The organism is Streptomyces nidicola (genome assembly GCF_050106155.1).
Lineage (GTDB): Bacteria > Actinomycetota > Actinomycetes > Streptomycetales > Streptomycetaceae > Streptomyces.
Window position 1 is genome coordinate 1,199,025 of sequence record NZ_JBNBPI010000001.1, and the last position, 18,367, is coordinate 1,217,391.

17 protein-coding genes are annotated in these 18,367 nt (G+C 69.6%); all 17 read right to left on the reverse strand.

Features of this window, described 5'->3' with window-relative positions; translation table 11 throughout:
- Position 1: 1 nt before the first annotated feature.
- Positions 2-1,213, reverse strand: coding sequence for a lactonase family protein (locus tag ACOKM3_RS05600; RefSeq protein WP_426897510.1), 1,212 nt, complete (start codon positions 1,211-1,213; stop codon positions 2-4).
- An 86-nt stretch (positions 1,214-1,299) separates the two neighbouring features.
- Positions 1,300-2,154 carry an ABC transporter permease gene (locus ACOKM3_RS05605; protein ID WP_426897512.1) on the reverse strand — a complete coding sequence of 285 codons (855 nt, stop codon included), beginning with the start codon at positions 2,152-2,154 and terminating at the stop codon, positions 1,300-1,302.
- A gap of 32 nt (positions 2,155-2,186) precedes the next feature.
- Positions 2,187-3,221 carry an ABC transporter substrate-binding protein gene (locus tag ACOKM3_RS05610; RefSeq protein WP_426897514.1) on the reverse strand — a complete coding sequence of 345 codons (1,035 nt, stop codon included), beginning with the start codon at positions 3,219-3,221 and terminating at the stop codon, positions 2,187-2,189.
- 30 nt (positions 3,222-3,251) lie between these two features.
- Entirely contained in the window at positions 3,252-4,829 is a 1,578-nt protein-coding gene (locus ACOKM3_RS05615) for a carboxylesterase/lipase family protein (protein WP_426897516.1), read from the reverse strand.
- Between the two features lie 26 nt (positions 4,830-4,855).
- On the reverse strand, positions 4,856-5,557 hold the full coding sequence (locus ACOKM3_RS05620) for a GntR family transcriptional regulator (RefSeq protein ID WP_426897518.1): 702 nt from the start codon (positions 5,555-5,557) through the stop codon (positions 4,856-4,858).
- A 75-nt stretch (positions 5,558-5,632) separates the two neighbouring features.
- On the reverse strand, positions 5,633-6,484 hold the full coding sequence (locus ACOKM3_RS05625) for an amidohydrolase family protein (protein ID WP_426897520.1): 852 nt from the start codon (positions 6,482-6,484) through the stop codon (positions 5,633-5,635).
- Positions 6,485-6,563: 79 nt separating this feature from the next.
- On the reverse strand, positions 6,564-7,547 hold the full coding sequence (locus ACOKM3_RS05630; protein WP_426897522.1) for an ABC transporter substrate-binding protein: 984 nt from the start codon (positions 7,545-7,547) through the stop codon (positions 6,564-6,566).
- A 73-nt stretch (positions 7,548-7,620) separates the two neighbouring features.
- Complete coding sequence (locus ACOKM3_RS05635; protein WP_426897524.1) at positions 7,621-8,499, reverse strand: hypothetical protein; 879 nt, start codon at positions 8,497-8,499, stop codon at positions 7,621-7,623.
- 10 nt (positions 8,500-8,509) lie between these two features.
- Positions 8,510-9,703, reverse strand: a complete 1,194-nt coding sequence (locus ACOKM3_RS05640; protein WP_426897526.1) for a DUF3500 domain-containing protein — start codon at positions 9,701-9,703, stop codon at positions 8,510-8,512.
- Between the two features lie 43 nt (positions 9,704-9,746).
- The gene (locus ACOKM3_RS05645; protein WP_426897528.1) at positions 9,747-10,658 is read right to left on the reverse strand and encodes a substrate-binding domain-containing protein; all 912 of its coding nucleotides are present in this window, start codon (positions 10,656-10,658) and stop codon (positions 9,747-9,749) included.
- The gene (locus ACOKM3_RS05650; RefSeq protein ID WP_426897530.1) at positions 10,655-12,307 is read right to left on the reverse strand and encodes a thiamine pyrophosphate-binding protein; all 1,653 of its coding nucleotides are present in this window, start codon (positions 12,305-12,307) and stop codon (positions 10,655-10,657) included. The genes ACOKM3_RS05645 and ACOKM3_RS05650 overlap by 4 nt, the downstream gene beginning before the upstream one ends.
- Complete coding sequence (locus tag ACOKM3_RS05655; protein WP_426897532.1) at positions 12,304-13,374, reverse strand: amidohydrolase family protein; 1,071 nt, start codon at positions 13,372-13,374, stop codon at positions 12,304-12,306. Before ACOKM3_RS05655 ends, ACOKM3_RS05650 begins: the two co-directional genes overlap by 4 nt.
- 79 nt (positions 13,375-13,453) lie before the next feature.
- Entirely contained in the window at positions 13,454-14,335 is an 882-nt protein-coding gene (locus ACOKM3_RS05660; RefSeq protein WP_426897534.1) for an HpcH/HpaI aldolase family protein, read from the reverse strand.
- Positions 14,332-14,988 (reverse strand): SRPBCC domain-containing protein, encoded by a 657-nt coding sequence (locus ACOKM3_RS05665; RefSeq protein ID WP_426897536.1) that lies wholly within the window; start codon positions 14,986-14,988, stop codon positions 14,332-14,334. Before ACOKM3_RS05665 ends, ACOKM3_RS05660 begins: the two co-directional genes overlap by 4 nt.
- A 100-nt stretch (positions 14,989-15,088) precedes the next feature.
- Entirely contained in the window at positions 15,089-15,883 is a 795-nt protein-coding gene (locus ACOKM3_RS05670; RefSeq protein WP_426897538.1) for an ABC transporter ATP-binding protein, read from the reverse strand.
- A 119-nt stretch (positions 15,884-16,002) separates the two neighbouring features.
- Entirely contained in the window at positions 16,003-17,265 is a 1,263-nt protein-coding gene (locus ACOKM3_RS05675) for an MFS transporter (protein WP_426897540.1), read from the reverse strand.
- Positions 17,255-18,343: an ABC transporter substrate-binding protein gene (locus ACOKM3_RS05680; RefSeq protein WP_426897542.1), complete on the reverse strand. Its 1,089-nt coding sequence runs from the start codon at positions 18,341-18,343 to the stop codon at positions 17,255-17,257. Before ACOKM3_RS05680 ends, ACOKM3_RS05675 begins: the two co-directional genes overlap by 11 nt.
- Positions 18,344-18,367 lie beyond the last annotated feature (24 nt).

Sequence of the window (18,367 nt, forward strand, 5' to 3'; positions counted from 1 at the left end):
GTCACATCCGTGCGGCGCGCACCGCGACGCAGTCCGCCGCCGGCACGGCCACCGACCTACCGGTGTTCGTCAGGTGCCCCGAGCTCCGGTCGACCCGGAACAGGTTCACCGTGCCACTCCCCTTGTTCGCGACGAACAGCCAGCGCCCGCCCGGGTGCAGGGACATGCTCCATGGTGTGACACCCGCGCAGGGAACACGCTGCACCTCGGTGAGCAGGTGCGTCACCGGGTCTGTCGCGTACACGACGACGGCGTTCCCGCCCCGGTTGGAGACGTACACGTGGCGGCCGTCTTGGCTGATCGACAGTTCGGCGGCGCTCGTGGCACCCGTGTGATCCGGCGCGTTCGTCGACAGGGTCTGGCGTGGTGACAGGGTGCCGTGCACCGCTTCCCAGCCCAGGACCTGGATGTCCGCGGTCAGCTCGTTGAGCAGGTAGACCGTCCGCCCGGCCGGATGGAAGGCCAGGCGGCGCGGGCCCGAACCTGGCGCGGTCGAGAACGAGTGGAAGCCGGCGGACAGTCCGCGGGAGTCCCGGTCGTAGGCGTGGACGAACACCCGGTCCGCACCGAAGTCCGCGACCAGCGCGAATCGGTGGTCGGGGTCGATGACGATGTGGTGCACGTGCGGGCCCTGCTGTCGCTCGTTGGGGCCGGAACCCGAGTCCTGGATCCGGGAGGCGACCGTGCCGAGCCCGCCGGCAGCGCGGATCGGCACGGTCGACGCCGAGCCGTCGGCGAAGTCGGCGACCAGCGGCGTGTCCGCGTCGGAGGTCGCGCCGATGTACGACAGGCCGCCGCTGCCCGTCGGGGCGGGCTCCGTCGTGAGTGTGCCGACGAGGCGGAGGGCCCCGGTGGTGCCGTCGATGTGGAAAGTGCGGATGAGGCCACCCTGCTCGCTTCCGGCGACGTACAGGACCGGGCGGTTGGGGTGTGTCACGACCCAGTTGGAGGCGACCTCCGCCACAGGGCCGATGGGTGTCATCGTTCCGCGGCCGGGGTCGAACCACACCGCGTACACCTGGCCTTGCCCCCAAGTACCCACGTAGAGCAGGTCGTTCGGTTGCCGAGTGGTGGCGTCGGCGTCCACCGCCGACAGCAGCGGTGCCGCTGTAGCGGCGGCGGCAGCGGACAGGAGCGCCCTGCGCGAGGGTGAGCGGGACGACTCGGCACCGCCGTGCACCTCCGCCGGCCGGACGTGTGGAGAGTCCTTCATCGCAAGGTGTGCCCTTTCCCGTGAAGGGATGTCTTCGTCCGGTCCGGTGAAGGGATGCCCTTGACCGGTATGCGTGGCGCGCGCTCTCAGGCCTTCGTGCTGGGCCTGCGGCGGGCCGCGAGACCGAGGGTCTTGAGGGCGTAGGTGTCGAGGGCGGTCAGTACTCCGTTGAGCAGCAGGGTCAGCACGACGAGGACGATCAGGCCGGCGAACTCGGCGGCCGCGTCGAGGTTCTGGGCCGCGGTGAACAGCTCGTGGCCCACGCCCTCGGTGGAGGCGATGAACTCGCCGCCGATGACACCGAGGATCGCCAGTGGTCCGCCGGTCTTGAGCGCGGCGAAGAACGGGGCGGCGAGCGTCGGGATCGTCACGTAGCCGAGGACATGGTGGCGTTGTCCGCCCATCACCTGGACCACCTCGACGAGTTCGCGTTCCCGCATCCGCAGGCCGAGATAGATGTTGTAGAAGACGACGAAGGCGACACCGGTCATGGCGATGGTGATCTTCGACCAGGAGCCGATGCCGAAGAACAGCAGGAACAGCGGCGCGAGGGCGATCTTCGGGATGCCGTTGATGGCCGCGACGAGGGGTTCGAGCACGCGTCCCAGGAGCGGGAACGAGCCGAGGACCAGGCCCATCACGGTGCCGATGGCGACGCCGAGCCCGAAGCCGGCGAGCACTTCGACGGTGGTCACCTTGATGTCGGTCCAGCCGGACGCCGAGCCGAGCATGTCGGCGAGCGACTGCGCCACGGCGGTGGGCTTGCTGACCGCGTACTCGGGCACGACGGGGCCGCTCATCAACTGCCACAGGGCGAGCGCGGCCACGATCACCAGGACGCGCAGCACGATGACGGTGCCGGTGCCGCCCCAGCGGGCGGCGGACTTCTTGGCCGGTGGTACGGCGGTTTCGGCCACGGATTTCTCGGTGACGGTTGCCATGGTCTGCTCCTTTCGGTCGGGGTCGGCCGCTGTCACGGCAGGTAGGTGTTGGTCCAGTCGTCGCTGCCGACGTCCGTGTCGGATTCCGGGTCGATCGACTTGACGAAGGCCTGGGTCTTCTTCCACCCGGCCGCGTTCTGCTTGGCGCTCTTCGGCCAGTCGACCTGCGCGACGGAGGCGCTCAGCACGTCGTCGGGCAGGCCCGGCAGTGTCTTGCGCGCTGCGGCGAGCACGGCCTTGTCGTCGGACTCGTGCGTGCTGAGGTAGGCGGTCGCCTGCTGGACGGCGGTGGCGAAGCCCTTGAGGACCTTGGGGTTGTCCTCGGCGAAGCTCTTCTTCACCGTGACGGCCTGGCCGTATCCGGCGTCGTCGTAGGACCACTGGGGCACCTTGAGCGGGTCGGCCACCACGACGCCGTCGCCCTCGTTCTGCACCTGCAGCGGGATCGGTTCCGAGGTGATGAACCAGTCGACCTCCCCCTTGGCGAGCGCGGCCTTGTCGGCGGCCGGGTTCGGCAGCGTGACCCACTTGAGCTGGTCCGGGTTCACGCCGTGGGCCTTGAGGTAGATGCCGGCCTCGCCCTGAGTGTTGGCGGAGCTGACGCCGGCCGTGGAGTGGGCCAGGGCCTTGGCCACCTTGGCGGCGGAGGTGTCCGCGGTGAGGTGGTGCTTTTTCGCGAACTCGGTACTGACGACCACGCCGAGCGGGTTGCCACCGCCGTTGGTGGCGACGGACTCCATGGGGAGCTTCTTGGAGAGGGCGGCCAGGAACCCGGTGGGGCTGGAGTTGAGCACGTGTACGGATCCCGACTGCAGGGCGGCGGGGCCCGTCGAGGCGTTCAGCGTCACGTACTTGACCTTGATGTCGTGCCGGGCGAAGTAGCCGTTCTCGTCCGCGACGCGGATGGACAGGTCGAAGATGTTGCCGCTCACACCGACCGAGAGGGTCGTCGTGCCGTCGGCGCCGACCTCGACCGCGCCCTGGTCACCACAGCCGGTCAGCAGGGTGACGCCGAGCAGCGCGGCGCAGGCCGGCGCGAGTATCCGTGAAGTGGTGCGATGTCGCATGGGAACTCCTTTGTTCACCAAGCTTTTTGTTCACCAAGCTTGTTGGGTGCGGAAGAAGCGGAGCCAGAAGTCCGTGTGCTCCGGGTCCGCGACGGGGAGGGGCCGGAAGTGCGCGCCGAGCTCCATGACGGAGTCGGTGTCCGGCCGGAAGGCGGGCCAGTGGGGCAGGCCGTCGCCGTTGGGGTCGCCGGTGGCGATGAAGTTGGTCCAGTACGCGCAGAGGGTCCGCGCGATCTCGTGGTCCTCGTCGGCCCACGCCCCGGTGCCGCCCTCGGGGTTGCCGAAGACGTAGTCGATCTCGGAGCCGTGCGAGGCGCCGCGCACGCCGCTGCGGTGGGTCCAGAAGTAGGTGTGCAGGCGGCCGGTGGTGTGCCGGGTCCAGTCCTCGCCCCACAGGTGGGTGGACAGGCGGGAGTTGTCGCGCGCGGCCATGCTGCTCGCGTGCGCCGCCTCGTCGTCCGTGGCGGCCGGGTACAGCCGCAGGAACTCCTCGGCGAGCGGGCCGAACTTGCGGTGGGCGGCGCCCTGGTGCTGCTCCAGCGTCACATGGACCGGAGGCGATCCGGGCCGGATCGTACGCCGGCCGGAGCGCAGCGCGGCGACGAGTGTCCCGGGCACGGCGCCGCTCTCGTCGAGGTTGTTCCCGGTGAGGTAGTCGACGTCGTTCTGGAGGCCCTTGGTGTACGTCTCGTCGTAGCCGGTCGGGATCACCCACCCGTCGAGGACCGGGCGGAGCAGCGGGGGTGCCGCGGCTCCGCCGGTGTCGACGCCGGGGTCGACGGGGTGGTTGCCGTCGATCAGCTTGTGCCAGTTCATGGCGCGCAGTTCACGGATGGTGCGTGCACCGTGCTCGCGTATGTACCGGGTGCCCGCGCTCTCGGCGTCGGCCGGGAGGCGGTACGAGGTGGAGAGGTAGCGCAGTTCGGGATCGCGGGAGTAGCGGGCGTGGCTCTGGGCGATCGCCCGGTGGAACAGGCCCTGGGCGAGCGGGGACATGGCCAGGAAGTTGACGAGGCCCGCGCCCGCGGACTGGCCCGCGATGGTGACACGGCCGGGGTCGCCGCCGAAGTGCTCGATGTTGTCGCGCACCCAGCGCAGGGCGGCGACACAGTCGAGCAGTCCGTAGTTGCCGGAGGAGCCGTGTTCGGACTCCTCGCTCAGCTCGGGGGCGGCGAGGAATCCGAGGGCGCCGAGGCGGTAGTTGAAGGTGACGACGACGGTTCCCCGGCGGGCCAGGTTCTCGCCGTCGTAGCGAGGGTGTGCCCCGGTGCCCTCGCGGAAGCCGCCCCCGTAGATCCAGACGAGCACCGGTCTGCGTTCGTCGAAGGAGGCCGCGCCCGTCCAGATGTTCAGGCTCAGGCAGTCCTCGCTCATGGGCACGTCGACGCCGGTCGCCGCCGCCTCGGTGGGAGCCTGCGGGCACATGGGACCGAACCGGTCGGCGAGCCGGACGCCCTCCCAGCGGTGCGGTGGCTCCGGCGGGCGCCAGCGCAGGGGGCCGACGGGCGGGGCGGCGTAGGGGATGCCTCGGAAGACGCTGACGGTGCGGTCCCGGCAGAGGATGCCCTGGACAGGGCCGGCCTCGGTGTCCGCGATGGGGCGGTGCATTCGTTCCTTTCCGCCCCGGCCGCCCGTCAACTGGCGGGCGACTCCGGGGACTTGTCGAGCAGCAGCGCCCTGCGGGCGGAGCCGACGTGGTGGCGCATCGCGGCGTGCGCGGCATCGGGATTGCGGGTGACGACGGCCAGGAAGATCGCCTGGTGCTCCTCCAGCGACCCGGTCCTGGGGTGCGGAGCGGACAGATTGCGGTACTGCCGCATCACCAGCGGGTACAGCAGCGTGTCGTAGGCGCGGGCCAGGGTCTGCTGGTGTGCGGAGTCCTTCATCTGCTGGTGGAAACGCCGGTTGCCACGCGAGTAGGTGTCCTGGTCGCCCCGGGACTGCGCCTCCTCCATGTCCTGAAGGATGCGGCGCAGCTCCTCGATCTCCTCTTCCGTGGCCCGCTCCGCCGCCTTCGCGGCCAGCGCGGCCTCCAGGATCTCCCGCGCCTCCAGGATGTCCGCCGCCTCGTCGACGGAGAAGCTCCTGGTCCGCACCCCCCGGTTGACCTCGCCGGTGATGTAGCCCTCCTGCGTCAGCCGCGCGAGAGCCGTCCGCATCGTGCTCCGCGACACGTCGAACATCCGCGTGAGGTCCGCCTCGGTCAGCCGCGTGTCGGGCGGGATGCTGCCCGACAGCAACAAGGAACGCAGTCCCTCGTACGCGTGGCTGTAGCGCGTGCCCGACGCTTTCGCCCCGGATTCCGCACCGATGCTCTCGCTGCCCGAGCTGTTCACCTTGACCGCCTTTACGTTCCGTGGAGATGAGGACCGAGGCGGGAACAGTAACCGACGGCATGTCAGCCCAGCTCCCTATCCACCCAGGCCCGCGTACAGACGCCGGGACGTGCCCGCGAAGATCTGCTGCCGGTCCTGCTCCGACAGGCCCGCGAGAACGCCCTCGGCGAGGACGAGGAGCTCGGGCAGGGACTGCTCGGCCGCCGGGCAGTTCGAGCCCCAGGCGATCCGCTCGGCGCCGAAGGCCTCGACGACCGGGGCGAGGAAGTCACCGGCCCGCTCCCCCGCGTCCTGCAGCCGCTCCAGGTTGCGGTGGGTCAGCTTGAGGTGCAGCCCAGGGTGCACGCCGAGCTCCGCTACCTCGGCGCCGGCCTGCGCGGGCGAGGCGGCGATGTCGGGGTAGCCGATGTGGTCGAGGAGCACGGTGACACCGGGGAACCGCTCCAGGAGTTCCACCAGCTGCTTGGTGGCGGGGCCCAGGCGCATCTGGAGACACACCGGCACACCGAGCTCGCCAGCCTGCTCCCAGAAAGGGTACGTCTCCGGGGCGGCGAACCACTCCCCCTGCGTGGGCACCGTGCTGCCGCTGGTGAAGAGCCGGACCCCGGACAGCCCGCCCTCGCCGACCGCGGACTTGAGGGAGGCGGCCGCGTCCGGGCGCAGCGGGTCGACGGTGCCGACGGCGACGAAGCGCTCAGGCCAGCGCCGGCAGCTGTCGAGCACGTAGGAGTTGTCGTAGCCGTAGTTCGTGGTGGCCTGCACCAGGACGGCCTGGTCGATGCCCGTGTCGTCCATGCGGCTGATCATGCCCTCGGCGGTGACCGGGCGGGTCGCGGCCCACGTCGACTGCTTGCCCCCGAGCGGGGCACGGGGATAGGCGGTCTCGTCCTCGGAGATGATGTGACAGTGCGCGTCGACGATGTGCATGAAGGTGCTCCCTTGGTCTGCGGGTTGTGCGGCGGGGACCGGTTCTTCGGGGTGTGCTGTAGAGGCCCTACGCCCGGGATCAGGCGTCCGGGTAGTCGCCCGCGGCGAACAGCGAGCGCAGGTCGGCGGGGAAGTCCTGGTCGAGCAGCCCCTGGTCCTTCGCGAACCGCACCATCGCGTTCAGGCTGGGCTCGTTGGCCCCGATGCCGTACGGGACGGGGTCGGCGGCGATCGCGCGGCCCTGGCGGGCGAGGCGGGGCACGGCCGCCCAGTCGGGGTGCTCGGCGAGGTGGCGGCGCTTGCTCTCGGCGAACGCCGCGTACAGCTTCGTCGGCAGGTCGGGGTCGCGCTCCACGAGCTCGGTACGCACGGAGATCAGCGAGTGCAGCGGGTAGACACCCTTGCGCAGGTAGTGGTCCACGGCGAGCGTGCCGGCCTCGGGGAAGAGCGGGTAGGGGCTGTCGTCGGCCCCCGGCTCCGGTTCGGCCGACGCGGTCCAGCCGGCCCGCGGCGCACCGGCCCGCCCGGTCCCGGCATTTCCGGTGAGCGCGGCGTCGATCTCCCCGGCGCGCAGCAGGTCCCCCAGCGAGCGGCCGTCGGTGACGCGCTCGACGTTGGCTGGGACCCGGCCCTCGATGTGGTCGTCGTCGTCGACCACCCACGTGATCTTGTCGATGTCCACGCCGTACTCGTCGCGCAGCACACCGCGCACCCACACACCGGTGCTGACCGAGTAGGCGCGCACACCGATCCGGCGCCCCTCCAGGTCGCGCGGCACGCGGATGCCGGAGTTCGCGGCGCACTGCACGTCGCCGTGGTGGAAGCGCCGGTTGAGGAAGACCGGTACCGCGGTCAGCGCGATGCCCTCCTGGCGGGCCATCAGGTAGGAGACCGGGGCCAGTTCGCACACGTCGAACTCCAGGTCCCGGATCATCCGCCGGTAGGCGCCGATGACCGGCTTGACCTCCACCGGGTCGACCGCGTAACCGTCGATCTCGACGTCACCGTCGAGCAGCGCCTGCCCGTGCGGGTACTCCCCGAGAACCATCGTGAGCTTGTCCATGCTCAGCTATCTCCTGCTTCTGTACGACTGCTTCTGTACGTCTTGTGGTGGTGGCTGCTGTACGTGTGCGGGCTCAGCCGCCGAGGCGGTCCGGTGTCACCTTGAGCGCCGCGCAGGACCGCTCGACGATCTCGTCGTAGTCGACCGCCCGCTCGATCACGCCCTGCTCGTAGGCGTAGGAGGCGGCCTTGGTGAACGCGCCGCGCAGCGCCTCGAAGCCGACGGGGTGCAGCGGCACGGGGCCCGGCTCGGCGTCGGCGGTGAGCACGGACTTCATCGCGTCGTACGCGGCGAGGACGGCGGCGGAGTGCTCCGCGGCTGCCTGCTCGGACACACCGACGACGTGGTTGACCGGGATGAACCCTTGGTCCTTGGACCACTGTTCGGCGGTCTCGCGGGCGTTGTCGACGGCCGTACGGATGCGGTCGTCGTCCGGGAGCCCGTTCCCCATGATCCCGAAGTCGAGCCGGCCCTCCAGGAAGTCCGCCTGGAGTTTGGCGCCCTCCGGCGCCCGCTGCACCCACGAGGGGTCGTCGGCGCCGTCGACGTGGCTGCCCTCGTACGTCGTCCAGTCGGCCTTGCGCAGGTCGATGCCGTACTGCTCGCTGAGGAAGCCGCGCATCCACACGCCGGTGGTCTGGCTCCAGGAGCGGACTCCGACGCTGTGCCCCTCGACGTCGGCGACCGACAGCTTGCCGAGGGTCACCAGGGTCTGGTGTTGGTGGCGTCCGAGCGTGGTGACCGGAAGGAGAAGTACCGGCCTGCCCCGGTCGACGGCCTGGAGGACGGTCGCGATGGCCACCTCGCACAGGTCCGCGTTCGACTCGTTCACGAAGCCGCGGGACGCCTTGTGCACCGGGCTGATGTCGAGCCGCTCCGGTTCGGTTCCGCTCTCGCGGATCGCCGCCTCCGCGGCTGCCGCGAGATCGTCGCGGCCGAGCACCAACTTCATGTCTGTCTCCTTATGCTTTCGTCGCCCGTGGCCCGTGGTGCCGCTCGTGGTGCAGGCGCAGCAGATCGGCGCCGTAGTCACCGCCGTTGGGGGTGCGGACGATGGTGTGGATGTGCCGGCGCGACGGGTAGTCGTTGCCGAAGATGACGCCGGGCATGTGCTCGAACTCGACGAGGATGACCGGGCTGTGGAACCGGTAGTAGAAGGTGCCGTCGGGGTCCCCCGCCCAGGCGAAGTGGGTGTCTCCCTCATGGGCCAGGACCTCCTCCATGCGCACCCGCGCGTGGTGGTCGCCGGCCCGGTTCACGTACCGGCCGAGGAGCTGGAGTGCGGTGCCGCGCTGGCCCGGGGACATTGCGCTCAACGGCAGCCCCCGGTAGTCGAGTTCGTAGTTGTCGCGGAACGCGCCGACGAACAGCTCCGTCGGCAGGGTGTCCGCGATGACGGCCCGCTCGCGCTGCTTATGGCCGAGGTCGGTGAAGAGTTCCTGGCCGAGTGCTTCCTCGTGCCGGAAGGCCACCGTCCCTGCGTACTTGCCGGACCCGGCGATGACCGGTTCGGCGCCGAGGAAGGACGGGGTGAGGACCATCTGGTCGCCGACGAAGACGCAGTTGACGTTGACGTGGTGGCCGTCGAGCTGCCAGCCCCACGGGCCGCCGTTCTCGGGCTCCCCGTACACGGAGAACCAGTACAGCCACTCGTTGAGGCCGTCCTCGTTGTCGCTCAACTCCCCGATGGTGCGGTTGAGATGCATCAAGTCGACCATCTGGCCGTAGCCGTCGGCGCTGAGACTCTTGCGTACCACGGCCATGGCGCGCTCGCGCTGCGCCTCGTCCAGTTCCTCCAGGCAGATGCCGTGGCGCAGGAAGTACCGGGCGCCGTTGTTCCAGTGGCGCCAGCTCACGTCGTCCACAGGGAAGCGGCCATCGACGAGCTGCTTCTCCGTCAGACCTGCCAGGTACTCCTCCGCGGCCCGGTACACCTTGCGGACGTCCGCGCCCGTGTCGCGCAGCGGAAACAGCCCCGGCCTGATGCCGTCCGACGTGCCCACTCCGCGGAAGGGCTCGTTCGCCGCCTTCACCCGCCAGGCGACCTTCTCGAGCAGATCCGGTGTCCAGACTTCCGGCTTGCGCGTGGGCGCGTTGCCCCGCTTGCGCAGCGCCACCATCGCCGCTCCTCCTTGTCGCTCTTGTCGCTGTTCCATGACGGGTGCGCCGCCCAAGGGCGCACCCCTGCCGCTCGCCTGCTCACCTTGCGAGGAAGGCGGCCTTCTCCTCGATCGCCGCGACATCCACCGGTTCCCCGATGAGGCCCTGCTCCAGGGCGTACTGTCCGGCGATCTCCAGGCAGGCGGCGAGCGAGTCGCTCCAGCCGGCCGTCACCGCGCGTCCGGCCGGTGAGTCGTCGCGCTCCCCCGCGGTCGAGGCGATCGCGTCCTTCAACGCCCGGTACACGGCGGTCACTTCGTCCTCCCGGTCGCGCAGGATGTCGTCGCGCACCACCAGCAGATGGTTCGCCGGAACCGTGCCGTGCCGCTCGATCCACGCCTGTCCGGCGTCCTCCGCGTCCTTGACGAGCGGGACGAGTCCGGCTCCCTGCCCGCCGATCGCCTTCGGGCCGAGCACCGCGGCGGAGACATCTCCGGCGCGCAGCAGGTCGGCGACCCGCCCGCTGTCCGAGCGCTCTACGTTGGCGGGGTTGCGGTACTGGGCGACGTGGACGTCCTCGGTGGTCACCCACGTGACGTCCGAGGACTCGACGCCGTACTCCTCGCGCAGCCAGCCCCGCACCCACAGGCCGGTGGTCTGGCCGTACGAACGCACACCTACGCGTCGCCCGACGAGTTCCTTGGGGCCGAGTGCCTCGCCCTCGGGCAGCCGGGTCAGGGAGCGGTGGTGGGTGCTGCCCACCAGGACGACCGGAAGCAATGTCACCGGCACGCCGGCGTCGCGGGCCTGGAGGTAGGTGGCCATCGGCATCTCGCAGATGTCGTAGGCCAGTTCCCGGACCATCCGGGCGAAGGCCGGCGGCAGCGGGGAGAACTCCGGGTAGTGGCACTCCACCCCGTCCACGCGCACGGTGCCGTCCTTCAGCGGGCGGGTGTGCGGGTGGTTGCCGAGGACGACGCTCAGTGGTGTCTTCTGGTCCATGCGGCTCACACGTCCTCTCCGTACTGGATGCGCCGGTACGGGGTGCTCAGCACCTCGCGGGTGATACGGACGTCGATCACGGTGGGCCGGGGCTCGCGCACGTACTCCGCGAGCGCGTCGCGCAGCTCCTGTGCCGTGCGGACCGTGGCTCCGCCGCCGCCCAACGACTGGGCCACCGCGCCGAGTTCGGGTGTCGAGATGGTCGCGAGGTCGGGGTCGAGGCCCTTGGCCTTCGCCTTGTGGTACTCGGCGCCGAGGCCCTGGTCGTTCATCACGACGACGAGGAGCGGGACGTCGTAGCGGACCGCCGTCTCGAACTCGGCCAGGTGCATGATGAAGCTCGCGTCGCCCTCCACCACGAAGCCCGGCTTGTTGCCCTGCGCGATCAGCTGGCCGAGCGCGATCAGCGGGGCCTGGCCGATGGCGCCGAACATGCCGTAGTTGGAGAGCACGTCACGGGAGCGCTGGAAGAGCATGGTGCCGAAGTCGGTCTGGTGGCCACTGCCGAGCACCAGGCCCATCTCGCCGGGGAGTTCGTGGTCCAGGATCCAGATCGCCTCGCGCGGGTCGAGCCGTCCGGGTTCGCTGACGTACTCGGGCTGCTGGATGCGGGCGGTGAGGTGCTGCTTGACCGCGTCGGTGTGGTAGCCCTCCAACCGGACGGACCTGCCGCGCAGTTCGCGGGCCAGCTCGGTGAGGGCGGTGACCGCGTCGGCCTGGAGGTAGCAGTCCGCCACCTTGCCGTTGCCCATCACCACGTGCGGCGATGTGTCGATCTGTACGTACTTGGCCTCGGGGTAGAGGTAGCCGCTCTCGATCGTGTAGTGGTTCAGGCTGGCGCCCACCGCGATCACGCAGTCAGCCTCCTGGAGCAGCTCCATGGACGGCTTGTCGCCGAACAGGCCCGACAGGCCGACGTGGAAGTCGGTGCGGTCGCACAGCCAGTTCTTCGCCTGGAGCGTGGTGGCGAGCAGGGCTCCGGTCTGCTCCTGGAGCGCGAGGATCTCCTCGCCGGAGTCGGCCTTGCGCGCGCCTCGGCCCGCGATGATGACGACGCGCTTGGCGTCCTGGATCAGGTCGCAGGCGGCCTGGATGCCGGCCGGGTCCGGCAGCAGCCGGGGCTTCTCGATCAGCGCGGTGGACGGCACGTACTCGTCGTCGTAGTCGTCCAGTTCGGCGATCTGCACGTCGAACGGTGCGCTGATCATGACCGGCTTGGACTCGGTGCGCGCCAGGTAGAAGGCCTTGCGCACCGCGTCCTGGGCGTTCTCGGGTCGGGTCACGTGGATGAACTCGCACTCGATCGCGGCGGCGAAGCGCCGCTGGTCGAGGTACTGGGTGGCACCCTCGTCGCCCAGCGGGGTCTCCCCGCAGAAGGCGACCAGCGGGGTGCGCGCCCGGCTCGCCACGATCATGGAGGTGGCGAGCTGCGAGACACCGGGGCCGCTGGTCGTGGTGACCACGCCGGGCTGTCCGGCGCCGCGCGCCCAGCCGTCCGCCATGCCGAGGCCCGAGCCCTCGTGCCGGACCTCGTAGAGGCGCACACCGCGGTCGGCGAGGGCGGCCATCCAGTGCATGTTGGCGTCGCCCATCATGCCGAAGACATCGCTGGTGCCTTCCTTGACGAATGCCTCGGCCAGGGCTTCGTAGACCTTCACTTGTGGGACTCCTTCACGTTCGCCGCGGCCGTCGTCCGCGCTTTCAGGACGCCGTCGAGCCGGGAGAAGACCCGCAGCGCATTGCCTCCGTAGATCGACTGCCGGTCGGCGTCGCTCAGTGTGTCGATGGAGTCGAGGGTGTACTTGGTGTCGTCGAAGCGCCGGCCCGTCTCCGGGTCCACGCTGCGGACGGCGCCGATCATCTCCGAGGCGAACAGGACGTTCTGAGCCGGAATGATGTCGAGCAGCAACTCCATGCCGCGCTTGTGGTACACGCAGGTGTCGAAGTAGACGTTGCGCAGGATCGACTCCTCCAGCGGCGGCCGGCCGCGGTCCTGCATCATGCCGCGGTAGCGGCCCCAGTGGTACGGGACGGCGCCGCCGCCGTGCGGCAGGATCAGCTTCAGGTCCGGGAAGTCCTTGAACAGGTCCGACTCGCACAGCTGCATGAACGCCGCGGTGTCACCGGCGAGATAGTGGGCGCAGGTGCCCTGAAGCGCGGGGTTCCTCGACATGGCGACGTGCACCATGGCCGGGACGTCGAGCTCGACCAGCTTCTCGTAGAGCGGGTAGTAGACCCGGTCGGTCAGCGGCGGGGCCTGGTAGAAGCCGTCGGAGGGATCCGGGTTGAGCAGACAGCCGACGAAGTCCAACTCCTCGACGCAGCGCTCCAGTTCGGTGACCGAGTTGGCGATGGAGGCGGGCAGGGCCTCGCCCGGCGACTGCGGGAGCTGGCACACCCCGACGAACCGCTCGGGGAAGAGCCCGCACACCCGGGCGATCAGGTCGTTGCTGACCCGGGACCAGTCGAGGCTCGTGCGCTCGTCGCCGTAGTGGTGGGCCATCTTGCCCGCGCCCGGCGAGAAGAGCGTCAGGTCGGTGCCGCGCTCCGTCTGCAGCTTCAGCTGCCCGTTCTCGATGGCGGTGCGGATCTCGTCGTCGGTGATGTGCAGCTGGTCGGGCGAGACACGTGCGCCGGATTCCTCGAACGCCCGGATCTGCTTCTGCCGCCACTCCCCCAGCGCCGGGGGCGCCGTGGTGAAGTGGCCGTGACTGTCGATGATCATGAATTGCTCCGAAGTCGGGAGGGGGACGCCGTCGGTCGCGGCCGTTCGGTCGTCACGGCCGGTCAGGCGTCACGGCCGGTCAGGCGTCACGGCCGGTCAGTTCGCGGGCCTTCTCCAGGCCGGGGTAGGTGCGCACCGGCGCCGACATCAGGAACCGGTAGCCGTCGTCGAGGACCTGCTTGACGTTGTCGGCGGTCACATGCGGATGGCCGACGGCGATCCCGCGCTCCGTGCAGATGTCGAGGATCCGCCGCTTGCACTCCAGGACCTTCGGGTGCTCGTACTGGCGGGGGACGCCGAGCTCCTGGCTCATGTCGCCCTCGCCGATGAGGATCAGGCCGATGCCCGGCACCTGGTCGAGGATGTCCGGCAGGTTCTCGATGCCGCGCTGGTCCTCGATCATGAGGCCGACGAGGATCTCGCCGTCCGGGGCGAGCGGCCAGACGTCGGCCTTGGCGTAGTACTCGATGTTCGAGATGCCCCAGTAGCGCGTCGCCGCGTGCGGGCCGTCGCCGCGCAGGCCGGCCGGCTCGTACAGCGGGGCGTCGGGCAGTCGCGGGTAGCGGCAGGCGGCGACCGCGTTGCGGGCCTCCTCCACGGTGGAGATGTGCGGCCAGATGATGCCGAACGCGCCGAGGTCGAGGGCCTGCTTGGCGTGCCACTGCGCCTTCTCGGCGCCGTTGGCGGGGATCCGCACCATGGGGGTGACGGCGGGGGCGAGGCTGTCGGCGCCGAAGATCTGGCGGCGGCTGAGCAGGTACTGGAAGCTGTCGCGGAGCGCGTTGATGTCCCAGGGCTTGTGCTCCATCTCGAACACCACGGTGTCGTACTTGGTGGTGGTGAGCTCGATGGCGGCTGTCGGGTCGGCCGCCGAGAAGGTCGCGAAGACGTGCTCGCCCGCCTCGAGGGCGCCGATCACCTTGTTGTGCCTGCTTGTTGCCTTCGTTGCCTGCGTCGTCATCGTCGTCCTCCTCGACCGAGTGCTTCACCGGACTTGTTCGCGGAACTGGATGCCGTCTGCGACCGCTGCGCGCCGCGCTTGGAGCGCCGCCCCGCCCACCAGGCACGCAGCCGGGCGAACAGGCCGGTCGGGCGGGCCGGGGCCGGACGGACGGTCGTGGCGGTCTGCGTCTCGGGAGTCGCGGCCGTGACCGGCTCGGCGGGCGGCGCGCACTTCTGGATCAGCTGGTCGGAGAACTCCTTGGTCATCCGGGAGATCACCGCCCCCGCACCCGACTCGATCAACTTGGCGAGTTTTCCGTTGAGTTGGATCTCACCGTCGACCGAGACCAGTGAAGTGTCGGGGGTGTCCCCCTCGACGACCCGGAAGGTGGCCTGGGCGCTGAAGCGCGTGGCACCCTGTCCGTCCTTGCCGCGGGCGGTGAGCCTGCCCTCGTGCCCGGACTCGTCCAGGTCGAGGGAGACCCGGGCGCCGAACTTGACCCGGATGCCGCCGAACCTGACGACGAGGGTTCCGTCGAACGACCCGTCGTCGTGCGAGGGGCCGAGCTCTGCGCCGCCGATGCACGACACGACGGCCTGGGGGTCGGAGATGACCTCCCAGACACGCTTGGGCGGACTCGGTACGGCGATCTCTTCCGTGATCGATAGCAACGCTGTGAACCTCACTGGGCGGCAGGCGTGACGGCATCCGAATGGAACGTGCCGGCGCGCTCTGCGGTGTATTGGCTGGTGGGGCTGCGGCCCTGCCGCGTCAGGCGGCTTCCCGCTGCTCGGAGGCGAAGAGGCCCCAGAGGTCGTTGTAGAGCTCGGAGAACTCACGTGTCTCGACGAGCGAGCCGATGCTGCGGGGCCGCTCGAAGGGCACCTTGATGACACGGCGGATCGTGCCCGGGCCCCGTGACATCACGACGACCTCGTCGGCCAGGTACAGGGCCTCGTTGAGGTCGTGCGTGACGAAGATGAGCGTCCCGTTCTGCTCCTGCCAGATGTTCAGCAGTTCCTGCTGGAGCTTGAGGCGCGTGATGGCGTCCAGCGGCCCGAACGGCTCGTCCATCAGCACGATGGACGGGTTGTAGATCAGCGCCCGCGCGATCGCGGCGCGCTTCTGCATGCCGCCGGACAGTTCCCGGGGGAAGTGGTCCTCGAACCCGGTGAGGCCGACGAGTTTGATCCAGTCGGCGATGCGCGCCTCGCGCTCCTCCTTGGGGACCTTGCGGAACTTGAGCGCCAGGCCGACATTGGCCCGCACGCTCAGCCAGGGCAGCAGGTGGGACTGCTGCGTCACGTACGCCGCATCGGAGTTGACGGTGGTGACCCGTTCGCCGGCGTAGTGCACCTCTCCCTGCGTGGGAGTGAGCAGCCCCGCGGCCAGGTTGAGGATGGTGCTCTTCCCGCACCCGCTGGGTCCGATCACGGCGACGACCTTGCCGCGATCGACGTTGAACGTGACGTCCTGGATCGCCGGTCGATGGGTGCCGGGGAACTGCAGGGTGACGTTCTCCAGACGGAGTGCCTCCGAGTGGGAGTTGCGCTGTGTGGTCGACATATCTGTCTCCCCGCCTCCGCGATTGTCGGACAACCAGTGATGCGAACGTAACACCGCCTCCAGGCAGGGACAAGAAGTCGGCAGGAAGAACCTGGAATTCACAGGAACACCGAAAGCGATCAGCACTTTATTGTCCGACAAAGAGTCTGCCTGGAGGCCAGCAGTACGGCGAGGCCGACGCCGGCCGCCGCGAGCCCGCCGACGAGCAGCGCGCCGCGGGCGCCCCAGGACGCGCCGATCGCCCCGACGGCAGGGCCGCCGATGACGGTGCCCCCGAGCCAGCCGATCGACCAGATGGACAGCACCCGCCCACGCATCTGCGGGGCGGCCGACACCTGCATGAGGGTCTTGGCCGAGGAGTTGAACGTGATCGATGCGGAGCCCACGAACGCGAGCACGACCAGCGCCACGGGCAGGGTGGGGGCCAGGGCCGCGCCGCAGATGAGGACTCCCCAGATCACCGCGGACACCGAGAGCGACCGGGTGCCGAGCCGTCTTCGGCGCATCGCGACAAGGCCGCCGAGCACCCCGCCCACGCTCATGACGGCCATCGCCGTGCCGTAGCCGACCGGCCCCGCCCCGAACACCGACCGGGTCAGCAGCGGCAGGCTCACCGGGAACTCCCAGGTCAAGATGCCCGTCACGTACACCATGACCATCGGGTACAGCAGCTCGGGCGTGCGCCGGATGTAGCCGATTCCGGCGCGGATCTGCCCCTTCGCGTACTCCTCGCGCTCGGCCGGATACATCTCCGCCGTCCGCAGCCCGAGCAGGCTGACGATGACGGCGAGGAACGAGACCGTGTCCAGGGCGAAGCACGGGGCCACCCCCAGGGACGCGATCACGGATCCGGCGATGCCGGGTCCCGCGAGCTTGGCCGTGTTGACGAAGGTGGAGTTGATCGCGATGGCGTTGGACAGGTGTTCCGCGTCGACGAGCTCACTGATCAGCTTCTGGCGTGCGGGATTGTCGAAGACGTTCGTGAGGCCGAGCCCGAGCATGACCACGATGAGCAGCGGCAGTGTCACGAGGTGTGTCCAGGACAGCACGGTGAGGACCGCGGCCTGGACGGCGAAGCAGATCTGGGTCAGGAGCAGCAGCCTGCGGGTGTCGTGGCGGTCGACCACGAGTCCACCCCAGGCCCCGAGCAGCAGGATCGGCAGGTACCGAGCGGCGGTCACGATGCCGAGCACGGTCCCGCTGTCGGTCAGTTCGAGGGTGAGCCAGCCGACGGCGATGTTCTGCATCCAGTTGCCGGCCACCGACGTGAACTGCCCGATCGAGAACCGGCGGTAGTTGCGGATCCTGAGCGAGGCGAAGCTGCCCGGGCGGCCCTCGCCATGGGTCGGGCCGGGCCTCAGTCCCGTGTCCTCACCCGACACTCGTACCCATCGCGTCCTCCCCCTTGGGGAAGAAGGTCGTGAGGTCGTCGTACTCGGCCAGCGTCGCGGTCGGGTACCACTTCAGCTTCGCCTCGCAGATGGCTTCGAGGACAGGTGTGCCACTCGGGTCCGAGCAGTCGGTGCTCGCCGGGATCCGCGAGTTGTACGTCGTGGCGAGGGCCTGCTGGGCCTTGTCGGAGGACAGGAACGAGGTGAGCAGCGCCGCGGCGGCGGGGTGCGGCGCACCCTTCGGGACGTAGAGGTACGACTCGTTGGCGTTGGTCGGCGAGATGGGGGCCACCTCGACGGGCGCGCCGGTCTTCTTGGCCTGGAGGACGAGGTTGATGAGGCTGGTGCCGACGCTCACCTCTCCCGACTCGATCGGCGCCTCCGACTGGGTCGTGTTCGGTGTGAAGTGGGGCTTCTGCGCGGCGAACTTCTTCGCCCACGCCAGTGCCTTCGCCTCACCCATGGACGAATCCAGGGCCCAGGGGGTCAGGAACGACGCGCGTGACTCCGCGGAGATCTTGCCGCCTGACCACTTGGGGTCGAGCAGATCGTTCCAAGTCCTCGGCACGTCCGCGGGTTTGACCTTCTCCGTGTTGTAGGCCCACACCTTCGGCACCGCCCAGATGTAGACCAGCTTCTTGTCGAGGAGGTTCTTGGAGCCGATGCCGTACGTCGACCAGTCGATGTCGTCCGCCATGTCGGCGGACGGGGTCACGGTGATCCCGCCGGCGTTGGCCACATCGACCGACACCTTCCCGGCGGCCTGTTCCATCCTGAGCTGGCTCACCTGGTCGGGAGCCTTGGTGTTGGTGTACTTGATCTTGATGCTCGGGTACTTCTTCTCGAACAGGTCGATCGCCGGCTGCATCTGCTGCTGCGGTTTGGGGGCCGACCACTCGACCTCCCCTTCCTGCTTCGCCTGCTTCACCAGCGCGTCCATCGACTTCGGCAGATCGGCGCTCTCGGCCCGCGCGCCGCAGCCGGCCATGGCGGCCGCGCCGACCAGCGCGGTGGCCGCCGTCAGGGCGAACCGCTTGCGACCCGTCCCGCTCCTTCGTTCCTGTCCCATCACATGACGTCCTCAGGTCGTGTC